Source organism: Mesorhizobium sp. WSM4307, from assembly GCF_007003945.1.
Classification (GTDB): Bacteria; Pseudomonadota; Alphaproteobacteria; order Rhizobiales; family Rhizobiaceae; genus Mesorhizobium.
On the sequence record NZ_VFTB01000008.1, the window covers coordinates 156,401 to 175,523 of the forward strand.

The 19,123-nt window shown below is 63.2% G+C and carries 19 protein-coding genes and 1 tRNA gene; 8 read left to right on the forward strand and 12 right to left on the reverse strand.

Going from position 1 to position 19,123, the window contains the following annotated elements; translation table 11 throughout:
- Positions 1-70 precede the first annotated feature (70 nt).
- Both ubiB and ubiE read right to left on the reverse strand, forming a co-directional pair.
- Entirely contained in the window at positions 71-1,645 is a 1,575-nt protein-coding gene (gene ubiB, locus FJV83_RS20505) for a 2-polyprenylphenol 6-hydroxylase (RefSeq protein WP_142884618.1), read from the reverse strand.
- A 67-nt stretch (positions 1,646-1,712) separates the two neighbouring features.
- Positions 1,713-2,489 (reverse strand): bifunctional demethylmenaquinone methyltransferase/2-methoxy-6-polyprenyl-1,4-benzoquinol methylase UbiE, encoded by a 777-nt coding sequence (gene ubiE / locus FJV83_RS20510; protein WP_142884544.1) that lies wholly within the window; start codon positions 2,487-2,489, stop codon positions 1,713-1,715.
- Between the two features lie 134 nt (positions 2,490-2,623).
- Here ubiE and FJV83_RS20515 point away from each other — a divergent pair, with 134 nt between their 5' ends.
- The 3 genes from FJV83_RS20515 (at position 2,624) to FJV83_RS20525 (ending at position 5,039) form a co-directional block, all read left to right on the forward strand.
- A complete protein-coding gene (locus FJV83_RS20515) occupies positions 2,624-3,598 on the forward strand; it encodes an adenosine deaminase (RefSeq protein ID WP_095772511.1) in 975 nt (324 codons plus the stop codon).
- A gap of 126 nt (positions 3,599-3,724) precedes the next feature.
- Positions 3,725-4,354 (forward strand): uracil phosphoribosyltransferase, encoded by a 630-nt coding sequence (gene upp / locus FJV83_RS20520; protein WP_010911460.1) that lies wholly within the window; start codon positions 3,725-3,727, stop codon positions 4,352-4,354.
- A 121-nt stretch (positions 4,355-4,475) separates the two neighbouring features.
- The gene (locus tag FJV83_RS20525; RefSeq protein ID WP_095772512.1) at positions 4,476-5,039 is read left to right on the forward strand and encodes a TIGR02281 family clan AA aspartic protease; all 564 of its coding nucleotides are present in this window, start codon (positions 4,476-4,478) and stop codon (positions 5,037-5,039) included.
- On the opposite strand, the gene deoA is transcribed toward FJV83_RS20525, so the two are convergent.
- The 6 genes from deoA to FJV83_RS20555 all read right to left on the reverse strand — a co-directional run bounded on the left by deoA (position 5,040) and on the right by FJV83_RS20555 (position 11,401).
- Entirely contained in the window at positions 5,040-6,359 is a 1,320-nt protein-coding gene (gene deoA / locus FJV83_RS20530; protein WP_095772513.1) for a thymidine phosphorylase, read from the reverse strand.
- A complete protein-coding gene (locus FJV83_RS20535) occupies positions 6,359-7,168 on the reverse strand; it encodes a purine-nucleoside phosphorylase (RefSeq protein ID WP_069093120.1) in 810 nt (269 codons plus the stop codon). Before FJV83_RS20535 ends, deoA begins: the two co-directional genes overlap by 1 nt.
- Before the next feature lie 30 nt (positions 7,169-7,198).
- Positions 7,199-7,591, reverse strand: a complete 393-nt coding sequence (gene cdd, locus FJV83_RS20540; RefSeq protein WP_095772514.1) for a cytidine deaminase — start codon at positions 7,589-7,591, stop codon at positions 7,199-7,201.
- A gap of 168 nt (positions 7,592-7,759) precedes the next feature.
- Complete coding sequence (locus tag FJV83_RS20545) at positions 7,760-8,731, reverse strand: ABC transporter permease (RefSeq protein WP_142884543.1); 972 nt, start codon at positions 8,729-8,731, stop codon at positions 7,760-7,762.
- A gap of 1 nt (position 8,732) precedes the next feature.
- Positions 8,733-9,872: an ABC transporter permease gene (locus FJV83_RS20550; RefSeq protein WP_142884542.1), complete on the reverse strand. Its 1,140-nt coding sequence runs from the start codon at positions 9,870-9,872 to the stop codon at positions 8,733-8,735.
- Positions 9,869-11,401 (reverse strand): ABC transporter ATP-binding protein, encoded by a 1,533-nt coding sequence (locus tag FJV83_RS20555; protein WP_142884541.1) that lies wholly within the window; start codon positions 11,399-11,401, stop codon positions 9,869-9,871. Before FJV83_RS20555 ends, FJV83_RS20550 begins: the two co-directional genes overlap by 4 nt.
- 215 nt (positions 11,402-11,616) lie before the next feature.
- Here FJV83_RS20555 and FJV83_RS20560 point away from each other — a divergent pair, with 215 nt between their 5' ends.
- Complete coding sequence (locus FJV83_RS20560) at positions 11,617-11,826, forward strand: SlyX family protein (protein ID WP_095772518.1); 210 nt, start codon at positions 11,617-11,619, stop codon at positions 11,824-11,826.
- A gap of 22 nt (positions 11,827-11,848) precedes the next feature.
- The gene (locus FJV83_RS20565) at positions 11,849-12,247 is read left to right on the forward strand and encodes a hypothetical protein (protein WP_142884540.1); all 399 of its coding nucleotides are present in this window, start codon (positions 11,849-11,851) and stop codon (positions 12,245-12,247) included.
- 56 nt (positions 12,248-12,303) lie between these two features.
- Here FJV83_RS20565 and FJV83_RS20570 read toward each other — a convergent pair whose 3' ends face one another.
- The 3 genes from FJV83_RS20570 to FJV83_RS20580 form a co-directional block, all read right to left on the reverse strand.
- The gene (locus FJV83_RS20570) at positions 12,304-13,293 is read right to left on the reverse strand and encodes a BMP family ABC transporter substrate-binding protein (protein ID WP_095772520.1); all 990 of its coding nucleotides are present in this window, start codon (positions 13,291-13,293) and stop codon (positions 12,304-12,306) included.
- Between the two features lie 218 nt (positions 13,294-13,511).
- Positions 13,512-13,835, reverse strand: coding sequence for a hypothetical protein (locus tag FJV83_RS20575; RefSeq protein ID WP_095772521.1), 324 nt, complete (start codon positions 13,833-13,835; stop codon positions 13,512-13,514).
- Between the two features lie 134 nt (positions 13,836-13,969).
- Positions 13,970-14,686, reverse strand: coding sequence for a hypothetical protein (locus FJV83_RS20580; protein ID WP_246691896.1), 717 nt, complete (start codon positions 14,684-14,686; stop codon positions 13,970-13,972).
- Positions 14,687-15,053: 367 nt separating this feature from the next.
- Between FJV83_RS20580 and FJV83_RS20585 the strand changes: the two genes are divergently transcribed.
- A tRNA-Ser gene (locus FJV83_RS20585) sits at positions 15,054-15,143 on the forward strand.
- A gap of 115 nt (positions 15,144-15,258) precedes the next feature.
- On the opposite strand, the gene FJV83_RS20590 is transcribed toward FJV83_RS20585, so the two are convergent.
- Entirely contained in the window at positions 15,259-16,425 is a 1,167-nt protein-coding gene (locus FJV83_RS20590; protein ID WP_142884538.1) for an SH3 domain-containing protein, read from the reverse strand.
- 573 nt (positions 16,426-16,998) lie between these two features.
- On the opposite strand from FJV83_RS20590, the gene FJV83_RS20595 reads away from it, so the two are divergent.
- Both FJV83_RS20595 and FJV83_RS20600 read left to right on the forward strand, forming a co-directional pair.
- Positions 16,999-18,258, forward strand: a complete 1,260-nt coding sequence (locus tag FJV83_RS20595; RefSeq protein WP_095772527.1) for an acyltransferase — start codon at positions 16,999-17,001, stop codon at positions 18,256-18,258.
- Positions 18,259-18,455: 197 nt separating this feature from the next.
- Positions 18,456-18,758, forward strand: coding sequence for a DUF982 domain-containing protein (locus FJV83_RS20600; protein ID WP_142884537.1), 303 nt, complete (start codon positions 18,456-18,458; stop codon positions 18,756-18,758).
- Positions 18,759-19,123: the final 365 nt, after the last annotated feature.

A 19,123-nucleotide genomic window follows, 5' to 3' on the forward strand; every position in this document is an offset into this window, starting at 1 on the left:
GCCGGTCGAAGGCGATGATAGCAATGCAATCAATTTGCCGCAAGTTGCGCTCAACCTTCGTTTTTCAGGTCTAAAGAATCTTCCATGCGATATGGACCAGCGTCAGCGCGATCACCCACAGCGCGACGCGGCCGGAGCGGCTGTAGCGCGCCTCGGCCTTGCCGATGGCACGCGCCGTGGTCTCGTCGAAACGCAGGCCGTGCTCGGCCATCAGGTCGATCTCGCGCGACAGCCGGTCGGTGCGGGCGGCAAGCTCCGGCGCCTGGCGGGCGAGCGTTAGCAGCGCCTTGGCGCCGTCGCGCGCATCGATCATCATGCTGCGCGGGCCAAGGTTTCCTGCGATCCAGCCGCCGACCACCGGCTCGGCGGTCTTCCACATGTTGAAGGCCGGATCGAGCGTGCGCGCCACGCCCTCGACCACGACCATGGTCTTCTGGAGCAGGATCAGTTCCGGCCGTGTCGCCATGTCGAAGAGTTCGGTCACCTCGAACAGCAGCGTCAGCAGCTTGGCCATGGAAATGGTCTCGGCCGGCTGGCCGTGGATCGGCTCGCCGATGGCGCGGATCGCTTGCGCGAAGGCCGCGACATTGTGCTGGCGCGGCACGTAGCCGGCCTCGAAATGCACTTCGGCGACGCGCAGATAATCACGCATGATGAAGCCGTAGAGGATTTCGGCGAGGAAGCGGCGCTCCTTCTTGCCGAGACGTCCGGCAATGCCGAGATCGACGGCGACGATGGTGCCGTCCTCCTCGACGAACAGATTGCCCGGATGCATGTCGGCGTGGAAGAAGCCGTCGCGCAGCGTATGGCGCAGGAATGACTGGACGAGATTGGCGGCGATCGCCTTCAGATCGTGGCCGGCCTCCTCCAGGCCTGCGATGTTGTTCATCTTGACGCCGTCGACCCATTCCATGGTCAAAACGTCACGGCCGGTGCGCTCCCAGTCGACGGATGGCACGCGAAAGCCCGGATCGTCCTTGGTGTTCTCCCCAAGTTCGGAGAGCGCCGCCGCCTCGAGGCGCAAATCCATCTCGATCTTGGTTGTCTGCGCCAGCGTCTCGGTCACCTCGACAGGCCGCAGGCGGCGCGAGGAGGGGATGTATTTCTCCTGCAGGTGGGCGGCGAGGAAATAACTTTCGAGATCCTGGAAGAAGCGGCGGCGCACGCCGGGCCGGATGACCTTCACCGCGACCTTGGCGGCAGCGCCATCATGGATGGCTTCGGCGGCATGGACCTGGGCGATCGAAGCGGCGGCGACGGGGTCGCCGAACTCGGCGTAGAGATCACTCACCTTGCGCCCGAGCGAGGCTTCGATGGCCGCTACCGCCTCAGTTCTCGGGAAGGTGTGCATCTTGTCCTGCAACATGGCGAGATCGAGCGCCATGTCGTTGCCGACGACGTCGGGCCGCGTTGCTAGGAACTGGCCGAGCTTGACATAGGACGGGCCGAGCCGGACCACCGCCTTGGCCAGCCGGTCGCTGCGCTCATAGGCGAGCGCGCGGCGGCGGGTGAACAGCCGCGCCAGCCGCCAGCCGAATTTCGGCAGGCCTGACAGTTCCTCGCCCGGCAGGGCGGCGATGACGCCCTCGCGCACCAGCACCCAGCCGGCCCGCGCGAGCCTGAAACCGGCGCCGACGCTGCTCATGGCCGCACCAAGGCCGGTTCTTGAGGCCGGCATGAGCCATATCGAGAATGGGAAATGCGGGCCAGCCTCAAAGCTTCCAGCCCGAATGAAGCGCGGCAATACCGCCGGAATAGTTGCGGAAGGAAACACGGTCGAAACCGGCGCGGGAAATCATTGCCGCGAAATTCTGCTGGTTGGGGAATTTCGCGATCGATTCAACCAGATAGGAATAGGGCTCGCCGTCGCCGGTAACCATCTTGCCGATCTTGGGGATGGCATTGAACGACCAGGCTTCATAGGCCTTGTCGAGCAACGGCATCTCGACCTCGGAAAATTCCAGGCACAGGAACCGGCCGCCGGGCTTCAACACGCGGAACGCTTCTGCGAGCGCGACATCGATGCGCGGCACGTTGCGGATGCCGAATGCGATGGTGTAGGCGTCGAAGGTGGCGTCGGTGAAGGGCAGTTCCTCGGCATTGGCCTCGACGAAATCGGTGTTGCCGGACAGGCCTTTCTTTTCGGCCCGGTCGCGGCCGACAGCGAGCATCGAGCCGTTGAGGTCGAGCACGGTGGCGTGGGCGCTGCCATGGCTGGCATCGACGATGCGGAAGGCAATGTCGCCGGTGCCGCCGGCCACATCCAGGACCTTCCAGCCCGGCCGCTTCGGCGGGTTGAGCCAGGTGACCATGGCATCCTTCCACAGCCGGTGCAGGCCTGCCGACATCAGGTCGTTCATCAGGTCGTAGCGATTGGCGACCTTGTGGAAAACATCGTTGACCAGGGACTGCTTCTCGCCTTCCCCCACACGCTTGAAACCATAGGAGGTTTCCATGCCGCCCGCGGCCGTGGTTCTCTCAACTGACATTTTTTTGATCCGTCATAAAACCGGCGGGACCATAGCCGATCGATGCTGTGGGCGCTATTGTTTAAGGCGCGGTGTTCAGCCGCGCTTCCAGGTGGTGGGTTTTCAAGACCTGGACTGACCGACGGGATGTTTGAATGCCTTTGAAAGCGGAACTGCACTGCCATATTGAAGGGGCAGCGGCGCCAGAGCTCGTCATCCGCCAGGCGCAGAAATACGGCGAGGATGCCTCGCCCTATATCCAGAACGGTTCCTTCGTCTGGCACGATTTTACGTCCTTCCTCGCGGCTTACGATTTTTCCGCCGATCTGTTCCGCACCGAAGAGGATTACGCGCGGCTGGCCGATCACTATCTGACCAGTCTTGCCCGCGATGGCGCCATCTATTCCGAAGTCTTCACCTCGCCGGACCATGCGACGAAAGCCGGGCTCTCGCCCAAGGCCTATACCGATGCGCTGGGCGAAGGCATGCTGCGCGCCAAGGCCAAGACCGGCATTGAGGGCCGCATGATCGTCACCGGCGTGCGCCATGTCGGCGTGGAATCGATCGAACGGGCGGCACGCTTCGCGGCGCGCTGCGGGAATCCGCTGGTCACTGGCTTCGGCGTTGCCGGCGACGAACGCGTGGGCGAGATGGAGGACTATGTCAGGGCTTTCGAGATCGCGCGCGAGGCCGGGCTCGGCATCACCATCCATGCCGGCGAGCTGACGGGCTGGGAGACGGTCCAGGCGGCGCTTGACCATATCCGCCCCTCGCGCATCGGCCACGGCGTGCGCGCTATCGAGAACCCGGATCTTGTCCGGCGCATCGCCGACGAAGGCATCGTCCTGGAGTGCTGCCCCGGCTCCAACATCGCGCTCAAGGTGTTCGACAGTTTTGCCGACCATCCGTTTCCCGCCTTGCAGGCCGCCGGCTGCAAGGTGACGCTCAACTCCGACGACCCGCCCTATTTCTGGACCTCGATCAAGCGCGAATACGATATCGCGGCGGAGCATTTTGCCATGAACGAAAAGGCGCTTGCCGCCGTCACCAGAACCGCCATCGAAGCCGCCTTTGTCGACAGGAAGACCAAGGCGGCACTTTTAGCCCGGCTGAACGGCGCGGCGCGCTGATTTTCTTCCGACAAAGCTGTGGTCGATGGCGGCCAAGCGGTTCCTTGGCCGGTCCATAGTCGCTAGGGTCGTTCCAGCTGCCTGAAGCGCGTCCGCGCGCCGGGCGACACGCATCAGGAGAACATCATGAAGGGCGTCACCGTCGTCGACCATCCGCTTGTCCAGCACAAGCTGACCATCATGCGCAAGAAGGAGACGTCCACGGCCGGTTTCAGGCGGCTGTTGCGCGAGATATCGCTGCTGCTCGGCTACGAGGTCACGCGCAATCTCGAGCTGACGACGACAACGATCGAAACGCCGATCGAGACCATGGAAGCGCCGACGCTGGAGGGCAAGAAGCTGGTGTTCGCTTCGGTGCTGCGCGCCGGCAACGGGTTGCTGGAAGGCCTGCTTGACCTGGTGCCGGCGGCGCGCGTCGCCCATATCGGCCTCTATCGTGACCACGAGACGCTGGAGGCGGTCGAATATTTCTTCAAGGCGCCAAGCGATCTCGCCGACCGGCTGGTGATCGTCGTCGATCCGATGCTGGCGACGGCCAATTCGGCGATCGCGGCTATCGACAAACTGAAAGGGCGCGGCGCCACCAACATCCGCTTCCTCTGCCTTTTGGCGGCGCCCGAAGGCATCGAGCGTTTCACCAAGGCGCATCCGGACGTTCCGGTCTTCACGGCCTCCATCGACCGCCAGCTCAACGAGAAGGGCTACATCATGCCCGGCCTCGGTGATGCCGGCGACCGCATGTACGGGACGAAATAGCAGCAGGCAAAATTCCTGGTACTGTTTACCGAATATTTACGCAACGGCGCGGTTTTAGCCCCCGTTAAAGCGGCAAATACCATGCCGGGGCTAAACGATTGGCTCTCACGAAGGCCGATCCATGCTGCGCAAGCTTCTCATCCTCAGCGTCTTTGCCGGGACATCGGCATCGATCCCGGTCGTCTATCAGTCGAATCCGCGGATGTTCGAAGACCTGCTGAAATCGACGGTGACGGCCAGGCCCGAGGTCGAGGCACAACCGCAGGTCAACCTGGCGTCGGTTCCCGACAGACCGGCGGCGCCGCTGGCGACCGGCCGCAAGGTCGTCGTCACCGCGGACGGGCGCGGGCATTTCTCGTCGACCTTCAAGCTCAACGGCCGTCAGGTCGACGGCATGATCGACACCGGCGCCACGCTGGTCGCCGTCAACACCTCGACGGCACGCAGGATCGGGCTGTCGCTCAATCCGTCCGATTTCAGCCATGAGGTCAACACCGCCAACGGCTCGATCAAGGCGGCGGTGGTGACGATCGACCGCCTGCAGATCGGCAGCATCAGCGTCGACGGCGTGCAAGCCATCGTGCTCGACGACAGGGCGCTCAGCACCAATCTGATAGGCATGAGCTTCCTCAGCCGGCTCGGCAAATATCAGGCCGAAAACGGTACGCTGCTGCTCATCCAATAATCAACCGCGCGGCAGGATCCGCCGGATGACGGTTTTGTCCGCCGGCGGCTTCGAGGTGCCGATCGCATAGGCCGAAACCACGGTGGCGGCGGCCGCCTCGGCATCGGAGGGCGAGCGGGCGTGGACCAGTGCCAGCGCGTCTCCGGCATGGACTTCCGCGCCTATGGGCAGCAGCCTGGTGATGCCGACGCTGGGGTCGATCTTGTCGTCAGGCCTCGTGCGCCCGCCGCCCAGGCCAACCACCGCAAGGCCGATGTCGCGGGTGGCGATGCCGGTGACGAAGCCGTCCGTCGTCGCCCTGACCGCGAATTCCGTGGCTGCCACGGCCAAATATTTTTCCGGCTTCTCGATGAAATCGGCGGGGCCGCCGAGCACCGCCACCATGCGGGCGAAGGTGGCGGCGGCGCGGCCGCTGGTGAGCGTCTCGGTGGCGCGCCGCAAGCCATCCTGGTTGGACGACACCAGTCCCGTCGACTGCAGCATTTCGGCGGCCAGCGCCAGCGTCACATCCTCCAGCCGCCGGTCGCGCAGACGGCCGGTGAGGAAATCGACGGCGCTGCGCACCTCGACGGCATTGCCGGCGGCCGAGGCCAGCGGTTCGTTCATGCCGGTGATCAGCGCCGAGACCTTCAATCCGGCGCCGCTGGCGACCTCGACCAGGCTGTTGGCGAGCGCGGTCGCGTCGCGCGACTTCTCCATGAAGGCGCCATTGCCGACCTTGACGTCGAGCACCAGCGAGCCCAGACCGGCGGCCAGCTTCTTGGACAGGATCGAGGCGGTGATCAGCGGGACCGACTCCACGGTGCCGGTGACGTCGCGTATGGCATAGAGCCGGCGGTCGGCGGGCGCCAGATCGGCGGTCTGGCCGATGATGGCGCAGCCGGTTTCCAGCACCGCCTGACGAAACAACGCGAGATCGGGCTGGGTGATGTAGCCGGGGATCGCATCCATCTTGTCCAGAGTGCCGCCGGTATGACCAAGGCCGCGGCCCGAAATCATCGGCACATAGGCGCCGCAGGCGGCGACGATCGGCGCCAGCATCAGCGAGACATTGTCGCCGACGCCACCGGTCGAATGCTTGTCGGTGACCGGGCCGGGCAGGTCCGACCAGTCGAGCACATCGCCGGAATCGCGCATGGCCAGCGTCAACGCCACGGCCTCGTCGCGGTTCATGCCGTTGAAGAACACCGCCATGGCGAAAGCCGCGGCCTGGCCATCGGTGACGGCGCCCGAGGTCACGCCGCCGATGAAGGCAGCGATTTCACCGGCCGAGAGCCTGTGACCGTCTCGCTTGTGGCGGATGATTTCCTGCGGAAGCATCAGCTCTCCAGCAGTCCGTCGCGGAACACTCTGTGCAGGACCGTTGCCAGCCGCGACCCGCCGACCGGCGCCATGTCCTTGGTCTCCTGGTGCGAAAGCTCGGCTCCGGTCATGCCGGCCGCCAGATTGGTGATGACCGAACAGGCGGCGACGCGCAGGCCAAGGAAGCGGGCGAGAATGACTTCAGGCACGGTCGACATGCCGACGGCGTTGGCGCCCATGATGCGCGCCATGCGGATTTCGGCCGGCGTTTCGAAGCACGGGCCGGAAAACCACATATAGACGCCCTTGTGCAGCGCGGTGCCGGTTGCCTTGGCGGCGCGTTCGATCGCCTTGCGGATGCCGGCATCATAGGCTTCGGTCAGGCCGACGAAGCGGCGGTCGCTGGGCTCGCCGATCAGCGGATTGCTGCCGGAGAAATTGATGTGGTCGGTGAGCATCATCACCGAGCCCGGCGGCATGTCCGGGTCGACCGAACCGGCGGCGTTGGTGAGGATCAGTTTGGTGATGCCGATGCCGGCGAGCACTTCCAGCACCGGGCGCATCGCCGCCGCGTTGCCGTGCTCGTAATAATGGGCGCGGCCGGACAGCATCAGCACCGGCTTGCCGGCAAACAGGCCCGCCACCACTTCGCCGGCATGGCCGCTGACGCCGCTTCTGGGAAAGCCGGGCAGGTCGGCATAGGGGACGCGGATCGGGTGCTCTATCCGGTCGACAAGGACACCGAGGCCCGATCCCAGCACCAGCGCCGTCGACGGCGCCAGGCCGTCCAGCCTTTCGATGAGATGGTCCACCGCCTTTTCGGTCATTGCAGCCCGCTCTTCATTTGAGCCAATTCCTCATTTCAAGATGTCGCCGCGGAAACCATAGGGCAGCATGTCACCCATGGTCACGGTCTCGGCCACGCCCGTATTGTCGCAGAGGTAGAGTTTTGTGTCCGGTTGGCAGAATTCGGCCAGCCGCTGGCGGCACCCGCCGCAGGGCGAGCATTTGGCCATGCGTTCGGCAAGGACGGCTATTTCGACGATCTTGCCGCCGCCGCCCATAATGTAGTGGCCGAGCGCGGTGGTCTCGGCGCACCAGCCTTCCGGATAGGAGGCGACTTCGATGTTGGCGCCGGTGAAGACGCGTCCGTCCTCGGTGCGCAAGGCCGCGCCCACCGGAAATTTCGAGTAGGGCGCATAGGCCTTGGCCATGGCGGCTCTGGCCGCTTCGAACAGATCATGCGACATTTCAGTTGTTCTCTCCGATGATCGTGTCCAAAACCCGGCGCGAGGCACGCGCCGGGCCGTCAACCCTTAAAGCGCGTCGCGTCGAAACGGATTCAGGCGATGCGCTTTAACTCTCTGTTTTATGCATGTCGTTCTCCCAAAACCGAGGTCACTTTTGGGCGACATGCATTAGCGTTCCTTGACATAGGGCACGCCGCCGGCACGCGGCGGGATGGCTTTGCCGATGAAGCCGGCGAGCAGGATGACGGTGAGGATATAGGGCAAGGCCTGCATGAACTGCACCGGCACCTTGCCGATGATCGGCAAGGGTGATCCCTGCAGGCGGATCGCCGCCGCGTCGAGGAAACCGAACAGCAGGCAAGCGAACATGGCGTTGACCGGCTTCCACTTGGCGAAGATCAGCGCTGCCAGCGCGATGTAGCCCTTGCCGGCGGTCATATCCTTCACGAAGCCGCCATTCTGCACCATCGACAGATAGGCGCCGGCGACGCCGGTGAGGATGCCGGTGCAGATCAGGGCGCGGTAGCGCAGCCAGGCGACCGAAATGCCGGCGGTGTCGACGGCGGCCGGGTTCTCGCCGACGGCGCGCAGCCTGAGGCCGAAGCGGGTGCGGAACAGCACCCACCAGGTGAACGGCACCATCAGGAAGGCGAGGTAGACCAGCAGCGAATGGCCCGAGATCAGTTCCGCATAGATCGGCCCGATGATCGGCACGTCCCTGACCGCCTCGGCGCCGGGCCAGACAATCGCGTCGAACCGTTCGCCCGGCTGCAGCGCCGGCGTGCGCCCGCCCTGCTGGAACCAGGCCTGACCGAGGATGATGGTCGATCCGGCGGCGATGAAATTGATCGCCACGCCGGAAACGATCTGGTTGCCGCGGTGGGTGATCGAGGCGAAACCGTGCACCATGGCGAAGGCGATCGAAATCAGGATCGCCATGCCGAGGCCGACAAAGGCCGAATGGAACACGGAAGCAGCGGCGGCGCCGGCGAAGGCGCCGACCAGCATCTTGCCTTCCAGCCCGATGTCGAAGATGCCGGAACGCTCGGAAAAGAGGCCGGCGAGGCAGGCGAGCAGCAATGGCACCGACAAGCGGATGGTCGAGTCCAATATCTGCACGATGGCGATAAAGACATCCATCTCAGGCGCCCTTTCCCTTGACCGCTTCCATGCCGACCGACCTCGGACTGAACGAGGCGAACAGCGCCTGGATGTAAGGCCTGAACATGTGTTCGAGCGCGCCGGCGAACAGGATCACCAGACCCTGGATGATGACGATCATGTCGCGGCTGATCGCCGGCATTTCGAAGGCAAGTTCGGCGCCGCCCTGATAGAGCATGCCGAACAGGACCGCCGCTAGCACGATGCCGACCGGATGCAGGCGCCCCATCAGCGCCACGGCGATGCCGACGAAGCCGGCGCCGGAGACGAAGTCGATCGCGACATTGTGCTGGTCGCCCATCACCGGATTGAGCGCCATCATGCCGGCCAGCGCGCCCGAGATCATCATCGCGGTGATGATGATGCGGGTTTCCGAAATGCCGGCATAGCGCGCCGCCTTGGGGCTATGGCCATAGGTGCGCATCTCATAGCCGAGCTTGGTGCGCCAGATCAGCAGCCAGACCAGGAAGGCCATGAGCAGCGCCAGCAGGAAGGTGACGTTGAGCGGCGCCGAGCGGATCTTGGCGCCGAACAGCTCGATGATCCAGTTGAGTTTCGGCAGTTCGGCGCCGGCAAGGAAGTTGCGGGTCTGCGGTGCCTGCGACCCCGCCGGCTTCAACGCTCCGACCAGCAGATAGACCATGATCGAGGCGGCGATGAAGTTGAACATGATGGTGGTGATGACGATGTGGGAGCCGCGCCTGGCCTGAAGGTAGGCGGGGATCAGTGCCCACAAAGCGCCCACAAGTGCCGAAGCGACGATGGCCATCGGAAATGTCAGCCACCAGGGCAGCACGCTGTCGAACGACAGGCAGACGATGGCGATGCCGAGGCCCGCAATGTAGGCCTGTCCCTCGGTGCCGATGTTGAACAGGCCGCAATGCGCCGCGACCGCCACCGAAAGCCCGGTGAAGATGAAGGTGGTGGCATAGAAGAGGGTGAAGGCGATGCCCGTTCCCTTGCCGAATGCGCCCTCGACCAGGATGACGGCGGCGCGGAACGGGTTCTCGCCGACCAGGAGCACGACGAAGCCGGCGACGATGAAGGCCACCGCCAGGTTGATCAGCGGGATCAGCCCATAGTCGGCCCAGGCCGGCAGTTTGGCGTATGGCGTGCTCAAAGTGCTGCCTCCTGGCGCTCGACGCCCGCCATCAGCAGGCCAAGCTCGCCCTCGGTCGCTTCCGGACCGCGCTCGCCGACGATGCGGCCGGCAAACATCACGAGGATGCGGTCGGAGAGCGAGCGGATCTCGTCGAGTTCGACGGAGACCAACAGCACCGCCTTGCCCTGGTCGCGCATGGCGATCAGGCGCTTGTGGATGAATTCGATGGCGCCGACGTCGACGCCGCGCGTCGGCTGGCCGACGATCAGCACGCCCGGATCCTGTTCCATCTCCCGCGCCAGAACGATCTTCTGCTGGTTGCCGCCGGAGAAGTTCGCCGTCTTCAGGCGTGGATTGCCGGGCCGGATATCGTATTTCTCGATCTTGTCCTTGGCGTCGGCCATGATGGCATCGACGTTGAGGAACGGCCCTTTGAGATAGCGAGGGTCGTCGTGATAGCCGAGGATGGAATTCTCGTTCTCCTCGAAGGCCAGCACCAGCCCGACATGATGGCGATCCTCCGGCACGTGCGCCAGCCCTCGGTCGCGCAATTCGCCGGGGTCGGCGGCACCCGTCAGGTCGATCGGCTTGCCGTCGAGCATGACCGAGCCTGAAACGGCATGCCTGATGCCGGAAATCGCCTCGAGCAGTTCGGATTGGCCGTTGCCGGCGACGCCGGCGATGCCGACGATCTCGCCGGCACGCAGGTCGAAGGAGATGTCGTCGACCATGGTGACGCCACGCGAATCCTTCACCGTCAGGTTCTTGACCGCGAGCTTGACGGCGCCGGCTTCCGCTTCGCCCTTTTCGACCCTCAGAAGCACCCGGCGCCCGACCATCAGTTCGGCCAGTTCGCCCACCGTCGTCTTGCTGGTTTCGCGCGTCGCCACCATCGTGCCCTGGCGCATGACCGAGACATTGTCGGTGATGGCCATGATCTCGCGCAGCTTGTGGGTGATCAGCACCACCGTCTTTCCCTGTTCCTTCAATTGCTTGAGGATGCGGAACAGGTGGTCGGCCTCGGCCGGCGTCAGCACCCCCGTCGGCTCGTCGAGGATCAGGATCTCGGCGCCGCGATAGAGCGCCTTGAGGATTTCGACGCGCTGCTGCAGGCCGACCGGCAGTTCCTCGATGATGGCGTCGGGGTCGACTTCGAGCCCATACTCCCTTTCGAGGCGGTCGAGTTCGGAGCGTGCCTTGGCGATGCTGCTTTTCAAGAGGGCATCGCTTTCGGCGCCGAGAATGATGTTTTCCAGCACCGAGAAATTGTCGACCAGCATGAAATGCTGGTGCACCATGCCGATGCCGAGCGCGATCGCGTCATTGGGGGTCTTGATCGATGCCGGCTTGCCGCCGACATGGATTTCGCCGCTGTCGGCCTGGTAGAATCCGTAGAGGATCGACATCAGCGTCGACTTACCGGCGCCGTTCTCGCCGACGATGCCGTGGATGGTGCCGCGCGCGATCTCCAGATTGATGTCGCGGTTGGCGCGTACGGCGCCAAAACTCTTGTTGATGCCGATCAGTTCGATTGCGGCTTGCGCCATGCAGCCAGTCCCACTCTTATTTTTTTATCGCTTGGTCAAAATGCCTAGCATGACGCCCGGCCCGTGCCAATTGGCCGGAGCAGTATCCACTCTCGGCAAATCCCGGTGCGCTTGTCAATTTCCAACGTGTCCGCAGGCTTCATATTCGCTAATATGACGGCGTCGAAATTCGCATCACGACGCAAGGCATTGTGGTGCAAGATCAGGGACTGCGAATGAACATGCCCGCCGACCGGCTGACGACGCTGGAAATCCGCGCCGCCGAGCAGGAAAGGACCATCGAGGAACTGTCGGGACAGATCGCCGAGCAGTGGACGGTGATCGAGCGCATGCAGCGCAAGCTCGACGCGCTGACCGATCGCTTCCTGGCGCTGGAGGAGCAGGCGGCGCCCGACGTGCCGGTGACCAAGCCGCCGCATTGGTGAGGACGAGGGGAGGGAACAAGCCATGGTCGGTGAAAGGGATCGTATCGCGCGAGCCGGCGACTACGTGCTCGGCCTGATGAACGATACCGATCGCGAACGGGCCGAGCGCGATCTGGAGATAGACCCTGCCTTCCGCGACGCGGTGCTGCAGCTTGCCGAACGCATGCATGTTTTCGACCGCGCCGAAAAACCTGCCTTGCCTGCCAATCATTGGGCGCTGGTGACGCAACGCCTCGCCGAATTGCCGCAGATGCGCAGCGTTGGGCTCGGCAATGATGCCAAACCGCAAACGGTGATCCGAAGCCTGTCCCGGTCACCATACGGCGTTGGCGTGCATTCGCTTGGCGGTCGGCGCGGATTTGTCGTCGCCGTCGTGCTGATCGCGGTCTTCGCGCTCGGCTATTTCGTCGGAAAACTATAGGCCGACGCAAAACCGCCGGGCTTTCACCCGGCGGTTCGCAAATCAGTCTCTGCCGATCAATAAGGGCAGGCGTTGTCTGCCGTGTAGTCGTGCACCTGAATCTTGCCGGAGATGATGTCGGCCTTGGCCTTCTCGACCGCCGCCTTCATCTCGTCCGTCACCAGCGCCTTGTTGTTGTCGTCCATGGCGTAGTCGACGCCGCCTTCCTTGAGGCCGAGATTCTCGACGCCACCCTTGAAGGTGCCGTTCTTGCCGTCCATGAAGGCGGTGTAGACGGCAATGTCGACGCGCTTCATCATCGAGGTCAGCACCTTGCCGGGCTGCAGGCCGTTCTGGTTGGAATCGACGCCGATGCCGAGCTTGCCGGCATCCGCCGCCGCCTGCAGCACGCCGACGCCGGTGCCGCCGGCCGCGGCGTAGACCACGTCGGCGCCCTGGTCGATCTGCGTCTTGGCGATCTCGCCGCCCTTGGCCGGATCGTTCCAGGCGGCCGGGGTGTCACCGGTCATGTTCTGAATGACGTCGGTAGCGCCGGCCGACTTGGCGCCGCCGACATAGCCGCATTCGAACTTGCGGATGAGCGGGATGTCCATGCCGCCGATAAAGGCAACCTTCTTGGTCTTCGAGGCCATCGCCGCCATGATGCCGACGAGATAGGAACCCTCGTTTTCCTTGAACACCAGCGAGCGGACATTGGGCATATCGACGGCATCGTCGATGATGGCGAAGTTGAGGTCGGGATAATCTTTCGCGACCGCTTTCAGCGCATCTTCCCAGGCAAAGCCCGCCATGACGATCGGGTTGTGGCCGTCCTCGGCGAAGCGGCGCAGCGCCTGCTCGCGCTGCGAGGCGTTGGACACTTCGAACTCGACATAGGGCGTGCCGGTCTCGGTCTTGAACTTCTCGGCGCCATGGAAGGCAGCCTCGTTGAAGGATTTGTCGAACTTGCCGCCCAGATCATAGAGGATGGCCGGCTGGACATCCGCGGCGAAAGCCGGAAGAACCATTGCGGTTGCGGCCAGGAGGCCGAGAACGATACGTTTCATGTGATCCACACCCTGTCGGTTATTTTTTCCGTTACGCCCCGCCTGCCTGCCCGGTTCTGCGGCCGGCATGCGACGTCAGCCAGGAGTGTATTCCCCTCCCGCTCGGCGGCAATCTGGCACGGCCCGAAACAAAATTCACGCGGAATTTTGACCTTTTGGAAAAGCGTGCCGGGGCAGGCCGCGCCGCAGCTCGATCTTGCCTGGCGAACCTTTGCCGATCAGTTGGCGGCGAATTGGCCGGTGCGCCGCTGGCGCCTGTAGCCGATGGCGTAGAGCAGGAAGGCCAGCACCGCGAACACGGCAAATCCCGGCTGGTCGAGCACCCAGGCGATGGCGCCATCCCACAAAAGCGGGCTGGCCTTGGCGCGGACGAAGGTTTCGAAGGCCGCCCGCGTTTCCGGCGACACCGCCAGCCAGCTGGCATTGAGCGGGGTCAGCACAAGCGCCGAAGCCGCCACCGTGCGCGTCGTGTCGAGCACCGCCATGATGACGGAGACCGACAGCGCGACCATCGCGGCAAGGCGGAAAATGAAGCGAAACATCCAGGTTCTCCCCCGGCCGATCCTGGATGCTTTCCCAAGGGATCTCCGGCACGTGTCCCGAAACGAGAAATAGAATTTGTCTGGCCCGCCCGCAACCGCGATACGCGAATTTGAAGGCCCGCGCTTTTCTGTCCCTATGCCACGGGCTTGCGCCTGCGCCGATGGACGAGCCAGACGGCGAGAATGCCGCCGCCAATGGCGCCGACCACCAGCCCGGCCAGGCCGATGAAGGCGGCGAAATAGCCGCAGCCACCCTCGAAGCAGCTCACCTCGGCGACATCGGCGATCACCGAGCCGGCGAAGAAGCCGACCAGGGCACCGATGACGGCGCCCAGAATGATGCCGAGCAAGGCGGCGATGATGGAAACGAAGACCGGCGGCGCTTCGGTTTGCGGCCTGGCGTAGACGGTCCCGGCGCCGGAGCCGGGGCGCAACAGGTAGATGCAAAGCAGGCCGATGCCGATCTCGATGGCGGTGATGCCGAGGCTCCTGGCGGAGAAGGCGAATTCCGGCACGGTCAGCACATAGGCCTGTCTCGCCAGCACCCAGACGATGGTGGCGATCTGCCAGATGGTGAAATGGCGGGGGAAACGCCCAGAACGGCCAAAGGCGAGGCCGAGCAGGTAAAGCCCCCACAGGATGGTGATGACATTGGCGACGAGCCCGCCAACGAGGAAATAGAAGATCCTGTCGGGCAGGCCGGAATTGCCGACCAGCCACCATGCCGACGCCAGGCCATAGACCGACCACGCCATGACGAAGATGAGCCAGCCCACCGGGACGTAAAAAAGGTCGCCGCCCGGGCGGCCGGCCGGCGCCTGCCCACTCGGTTGTTCGCTGCTCGATGTCATGTCCGGACGATGCCCCCGCAAAGCCTCTGCCTCACTCGACAGGTGGCCGGCGGCGAAGTCAAGCGCGGCGGCTCTTGCGGGCTTGCCTGTGCACATCATTCGGCGCCGGCGCCCCGGAAACCGGTGCGAGGGCGGCCCCGCGAACCGCCATGTGGCCGGCAAAGCGAATAGAGCGCCGTTATGGCTTGGCATTCGGCGCGGGATCGACTAGATGAGCCCCGCGCCTGTTGCTTCGACGGCTCAGGTGCCGGGGAAGGATGTCCGCTGGTTGGGCGGCATCCATGGCGTGGGCATTCCGCGCCGCTGCCCCCAGGAGATGCATCTCCCCAACCCGCGCGGCGAAACCGGCCGGCGCGAAGGCACGGACGGAGAGGTGGCCGAGTGGTTGAAGGCGCACGCCTGGAAAGTGTGTTTACGGGAGACCGTAACGCGGGTTCGAATCCCGCTCTCTCCGCCAGTCTCCTGCTGGCACCTTAAGTAACTGATTTATTTACGCTTATAAGCTGCCTTGGAATTCCGATGCCCCACGCTGGTGCCCCACGATTGCCGTTGGAGAATGGCGCTCCCGTCCGCTAATTGCAGCAGACCCTGCGAACATACGTGTTACCGTTGGTCGAATACGCGTCATTCGGGATGGCGCCTCTATCTTTCATCTCCTTGGTTAGACTCTTGGCCATCGGCTCTGCAAAAGTGTCTTTAAGCGTAATCGCGAACCAACCGTTAGTAACGAGGTAGGCGGAAAGCGGCACTGACGAGGAACGAACATATGACTCCGCCTCGGCGAGGTTGTCGAAGCTCTTAACCTGGACGTGAAACTCTCCGAGGGGCCCGCTGTCGTACTGGTCAACATGGACCCATGTGTCGTGCATATAGCCTACCTGATTTCCCGACTGCACTCGATACCAGCGGCCACTGTTCCCCAGGATCGTTACGGAGCTCCCGTTCCTAAGCACCGCGACACTCACCGACTTTCCATCCGGTTGTGCCTTAACTGGGGCTGAACCCTTTGGGTGCTCTATGTGTCCCGAGCGTGCTGGCGGGATGGCAAGGGACGAGTTGTCAGGCGTTGGTGGCAAAGACGCGACTTGTGGCTGTGGCGGTGCTTGGGGAGGGGGTGGCGTCTGGGATGGCACTTGGTCGGCAGCTGGTTGCTGAACTCCAGGTTCCAACGTGACTATCTTGTATTTCGTCATCTCGCTTTTGGAGAGATACCTGATATCGTCGCTGTCATACTGAAGCGAAAGCTGAAGTAGCGCGGGATCGACACCCATCTCAATCATGTAAGTGATTATATCAGCTGTCATTTGTTGGACACCGGAAACCGCGTCTTTAGTGTTCAGCGAAATGTCGTTGCTAAATGATGATCTGTGAACGCCGATGGAGCCAGCCTCGGCGAATCGCATTACTCCTCCAAAGAAGGCTAGAGAACAGGCCGAGGCGCACTCCACAGCTCTGAATTGGATGGTGGAAAGTCCAAGCCTGCGGATGAGCCGCCCAAGGTCCATTGCCTTTTGGATGTTGCCGCCGGGCGATTGGAAGGTGACCGCGACTGAGGCATTGGACCGCGCCAGATTCTCAAAAGTCGACAGATCATCCTGATATGCAAAGTCACCTGAAACGACGATATAGTGGATTCCAGCGTCCGTTTGCCCCGCCTGGAACTGCAAAGCGGCATGTGCCGCTGGAGCTACCAGCAGCGACAAGGTAACATACAAAAGGACTCTGAGGACGCGATACATAGCCCAAAATAACCCCAAGCCTATGTGTAGCTCCGGTCGACCAACTCTGTCGAATCATACTTTTTAGTTTCAAAGAAGCCCCTCACGGCGCGGTCTATTCATCACCAAGAGCAGACGGCGGAGTGGGAACCAATATCGCGCTCTGCGGCAGGATAAGAGCCGCTCAGCAGCGTGTCATCGAGGCCAGAGAGCGCCTGACGAAGATCGATCCACTCGCGAACTCCAGTTCTACATAATTCGGGCTTCGTTCGGCGTCACGAGCAAGGCGGTGCGCGCCACGGCGCGGTCACCGAGGTTGTGACTTTCTCCACGCTGGTTATCGTCACCGTCTTGCGGTCTCCACAGTTCCCGTTCCAGCATCACGGCAAGCATGGCCAGCAAGCGCGGTGCATTGTGGGCGGCCTTGTGCTCGACAAGAACCGGTCGTCGTGCAAGCGCTCGACGGCTTCGGCCAGGGCAGGCCAATGATTGTTCGGTTGGCGGATGGTGGCGAGCGCTTGTGCCGGCTCCGGGCAAGGTTGCATAGTCCAACAAGGCGACTCAGCGTGCTGTGCGCATCGGCTCGGAGCAATCGTGATTGGACTTTATGACATCTGGCCCGCTTTCGTGGTCGTCGCGCTGCTTTGGCCGCTTGCGGGCATGCCGCTGTTTCAGCGGGTAGGTTTCGAATCGAACTCCTCCAGGGTGCGGGCAATAGACGGAATGCGAGGCTATCTGGCGCTTGCCGTCGTGCTTCACCACGCCGTCATCTACCATGAAATGCTGGCGACCGGCGCATGGAAGTATCCGCCTTCGGCTTTCTATGGCCCACTGGGACAGGTGGGCGTATCCTTGTTCTTCATCATCTCCGCCTATCTGTTCTGGGGGAAACTGCTGTCGGCAAAGTCCTCCGTGGATTTTCCGACCCTGTTCCTCAAGCGGGCTTTCAGGATCGGGCCGCTCTATGTTCTGGCCGTCGGTACGGCGATGGCTTTGGAGGTCGCCGATGGCGCGATCGACTATTCGGCCTTCGCGACCTACGAGCGGGCATTTTTCAATCTGCTGTTCGGTGTCTTCGGCTATGTCCCGCTTTCGAGTTCCCGCGTCTGCGTATTAGCCTGCGTAACCTGGACCTTGCCCTATGAATGGCTGTTGTATTTCAGCCTGCCGATCGCGGCGATATTCAGCCGGCATCCGGTGGCCCGCATGGGCTTGCCAGCCTTTCTCCTGGCGTTTTCAATTCTCATGTCAGTGAACGGGGGCCGCCCCGCCTACGGCTTTCTGGGGCTTTTCGCGGGCGGAATGTTGTGCGCAACGCTTGAAGCGCAAGGCCTGCTGGTGAAGTGGCATCGGCATGCCTTGTCCGCCGCCGCCCTGGTGATGCTGGTGTGTATCTTCGCCGTTTATAAGACTGCCTACGCGCCGGGGCCGATGCTGCTATGCATTGCCACCTTCTTCCTGGTGGTGACGGGCGCTGATTTCTTTGGTCTGCTGACGGCCTCCCGCTCAGTGCGGCTGGGCGAGATCAGCTTTGGCATCTATCTCTTGCAAGGGCTTGCCTTCGTCTCGACGTTCTCCATCGCCCCCCTGCGGGCCTTCGCCATGGACAATGCCGCCCAATATTGGCTCGTGATATTGATTGCGATGGTACTTCTGGTTCTCATGGCGCTGGTCGCGCACCTTGTGATCGAAAAGCCGGGCGTCTCGCTGGGAAACCGTCTTGCGGCAGTTCTTCGCCTGTCGACGCAGCGCGAGGTGCGTGAGACGACAGCCGCTGACGCAGCGCAGCCCTGGCGCACCGCGGACGTCTCACAAGACAGTCTGCAGGCCGCGCACAACGCCCAAGAGCGATGATTTCCGGGCCATTCGAACGCTGTTTGGCCTGGGCTGACGCGAACGATGCGGGCATCGCGATCAGAGCACGACCGCCGCATTTCATATGAAATGCTCCCGGCCCGGAACCTCTTGGCCCGCAGCGCGTTTCACGGCGTCCCGTCCGTGGACCAGCCCGGATATTTCTCCTGGCGCTGCTATAATCAGGAGCCTGCTTCATGTACGACAAGCTGTTTCATTCACCGGTCGCACTGACCGTCGGCCTTGGCTTCAAGCGCGAGATTGCCTCGCTGGCCGAAATGCACGATTTCCTGACCGATTGGACGACCTCGCGCCGTGGCCCCCTCCATCGCAATGCCGTGGAGGCGTGCGGCCTTGCGCTGGAAGGCTGTATCACCAGGGACGAGGCGCGCCATGCGCTCGTCGAGTTCGCACAAGCAACCGGCATCCTCTGGCCCGAAGTCGAGCCGGACATCGTGGCGCGCGCCGTCGCGCGCGGCTATGGCGGCTACGCCGCCTGAGTTTGAGGCCACCTCCCGTCGTGGCGGCTAACGCCGCCACCACCGAAAGCCCGGCTTGGCCTTCCCGAGCCGGGCTTCGCTTTGTTGCAAGGCGATCACAAGGATCGCCGTCATCTGCCGATGATGTTTTGCCCAACGGTGTAGGCGATCAACCTTTCGAAGGCGCGCGCCGACGCGTCGGCTTGGGCCTCGTCGGATCGGGCTCTTGCGATGACTGCGCTGCGAGGCGCAGCTCTCTCAATCTGGCTGTCTTCGCTTCGCGGGCCGCCCGCTCGGCGTCGAGTACGATCTGCGATTCACGCTTGGCGCGCTCATCGCGCTGGGTGTCGACTTTTGCACGGACCATGTGCTGCTAACTCCATTAC

Excerpts from the sequence above, each read along its gene's own strand:
- ubiE (WP_142884544.1), bottom strand. The coding sequence starts at position 2,489 with ATGTCAGTTGAGAGAACCACGGCCGCGGGCGGCATGGAAACCTCCTAT.
- upp (WP_010911460.1), top strand. The coding sequence starts at position 3,725 with ATGAAGGGCGTCACCGTCGTCGACCATCCGCTTGTCCAGCACAAGCTG.
- FJV83_RS20575 (WP_095772521.1), bottom strand. The coding sequence starts at position 13,835 with ATGTTTCGCTTCATTTTCCGCCTTGCCGCGATGGTCGCGCTGTCGGTC.
- FJV83_RS20590 (WP_142884538.1), bottom strand. The coding sequence starts at position 16,425 with ATGTATCGCGTCCTCAGAGTCCTTTTGTATGTTACCTTGTCGCTGCTG.
- FJV83_RS20580 (WP_246691896.1), bottom strand. The coding sequence starts at position 14,686 with ATGACATCGAGCAGCGAACAACCGAGTGGGCAGGCGCCGGCCGGCCGC.
- ubiB (WP_142884618.1), bottom strand. The coding sequence starts at position 1,645 with ATGAGCAGCGTCGGCGCCGGTTTCAGGCTCGCGCGGGCCGGCTGGGTG.
- FJV83_RS20600 (WP_142884537.1), top strand. The coding sequence starts at position 18,456 with ATGTACGACAAGCTGTTTCATTCACCGGTCGCACTGACCGTCGGCCTT.
- FJV83_RS20560 (WP_095772518.1), top strand. The coding sequence starts at position 11,617 with ATGAACATGCCCGCCGACCGGCTGACGACGCTGGAAATCCGCGCCGCC.
- deoA (WP_095772513.1), bottom strand. The coding sequence starts at position 6,359 with ATGCTTCCGCAGGAAATCATCCGCCACAAGCGAGACGGTCACAGGCTC.
- FJV83_RS20570 (WP_095772520.1), bottom strand. The coding sequence starts at position 13,293 with ATGAAACGTATCGTTCTCGGCCTCCTGGCCGCAACCGCAATGGTTCTT.
- FJV83_RS20555 (WP_142884541.1), bottom strand. The coding sequence starts at position 11,401 with ATGGCGCAAGCCGCAATCGAACTGATCGGCATCAACAAGAGTTTTGGC.
- FJV83_RS20535 (WP_069093120.1), bottom strand. The coding sequence starts at position 7,168 with ATGACCGAAAAGGCGGTGGACCATCTCATCGAAAGGCTGGACGGCCTG.
- FJV83_RS20545 (WP_142884543.1), bottom strand. The coding sequence starts at position 8,731 with ATGGATGTCTTTATCGCCATCGTGCAGATATTGGACTCGACCATCCGC.
- FJV83_RS20515 (WP_095772511.1), top strand. The coding sequence starts at position 2,624 with ATGCCTTTGAAAGCGGAACTGCACTGCCATATTGAAGGGGCAGCGGCG.
- FJV83_RS20525 (WP_095772512.1), top strand. The coding sequence starts at position 4,476 with ATGCTGCGCAAGCTTCTCATCCTCAGCGTCTTTGCCGGGACATCGGCA.
- FJV83_RS20565 (WP_142884540.1), top strand. The coding sequence starts at position 11,849 with ATGGTCGGTGAAAGGGATCGTATCGCGCGAGCCGGCGACTACGTGCTC.
- cdd (WP_095772514.1), bottom strand. The coding sequence starts at position 7,591 with ATGTCGCATGATCTGTTCGAAGCGGCCAGAGCCGCCATGGCCAAGGCC.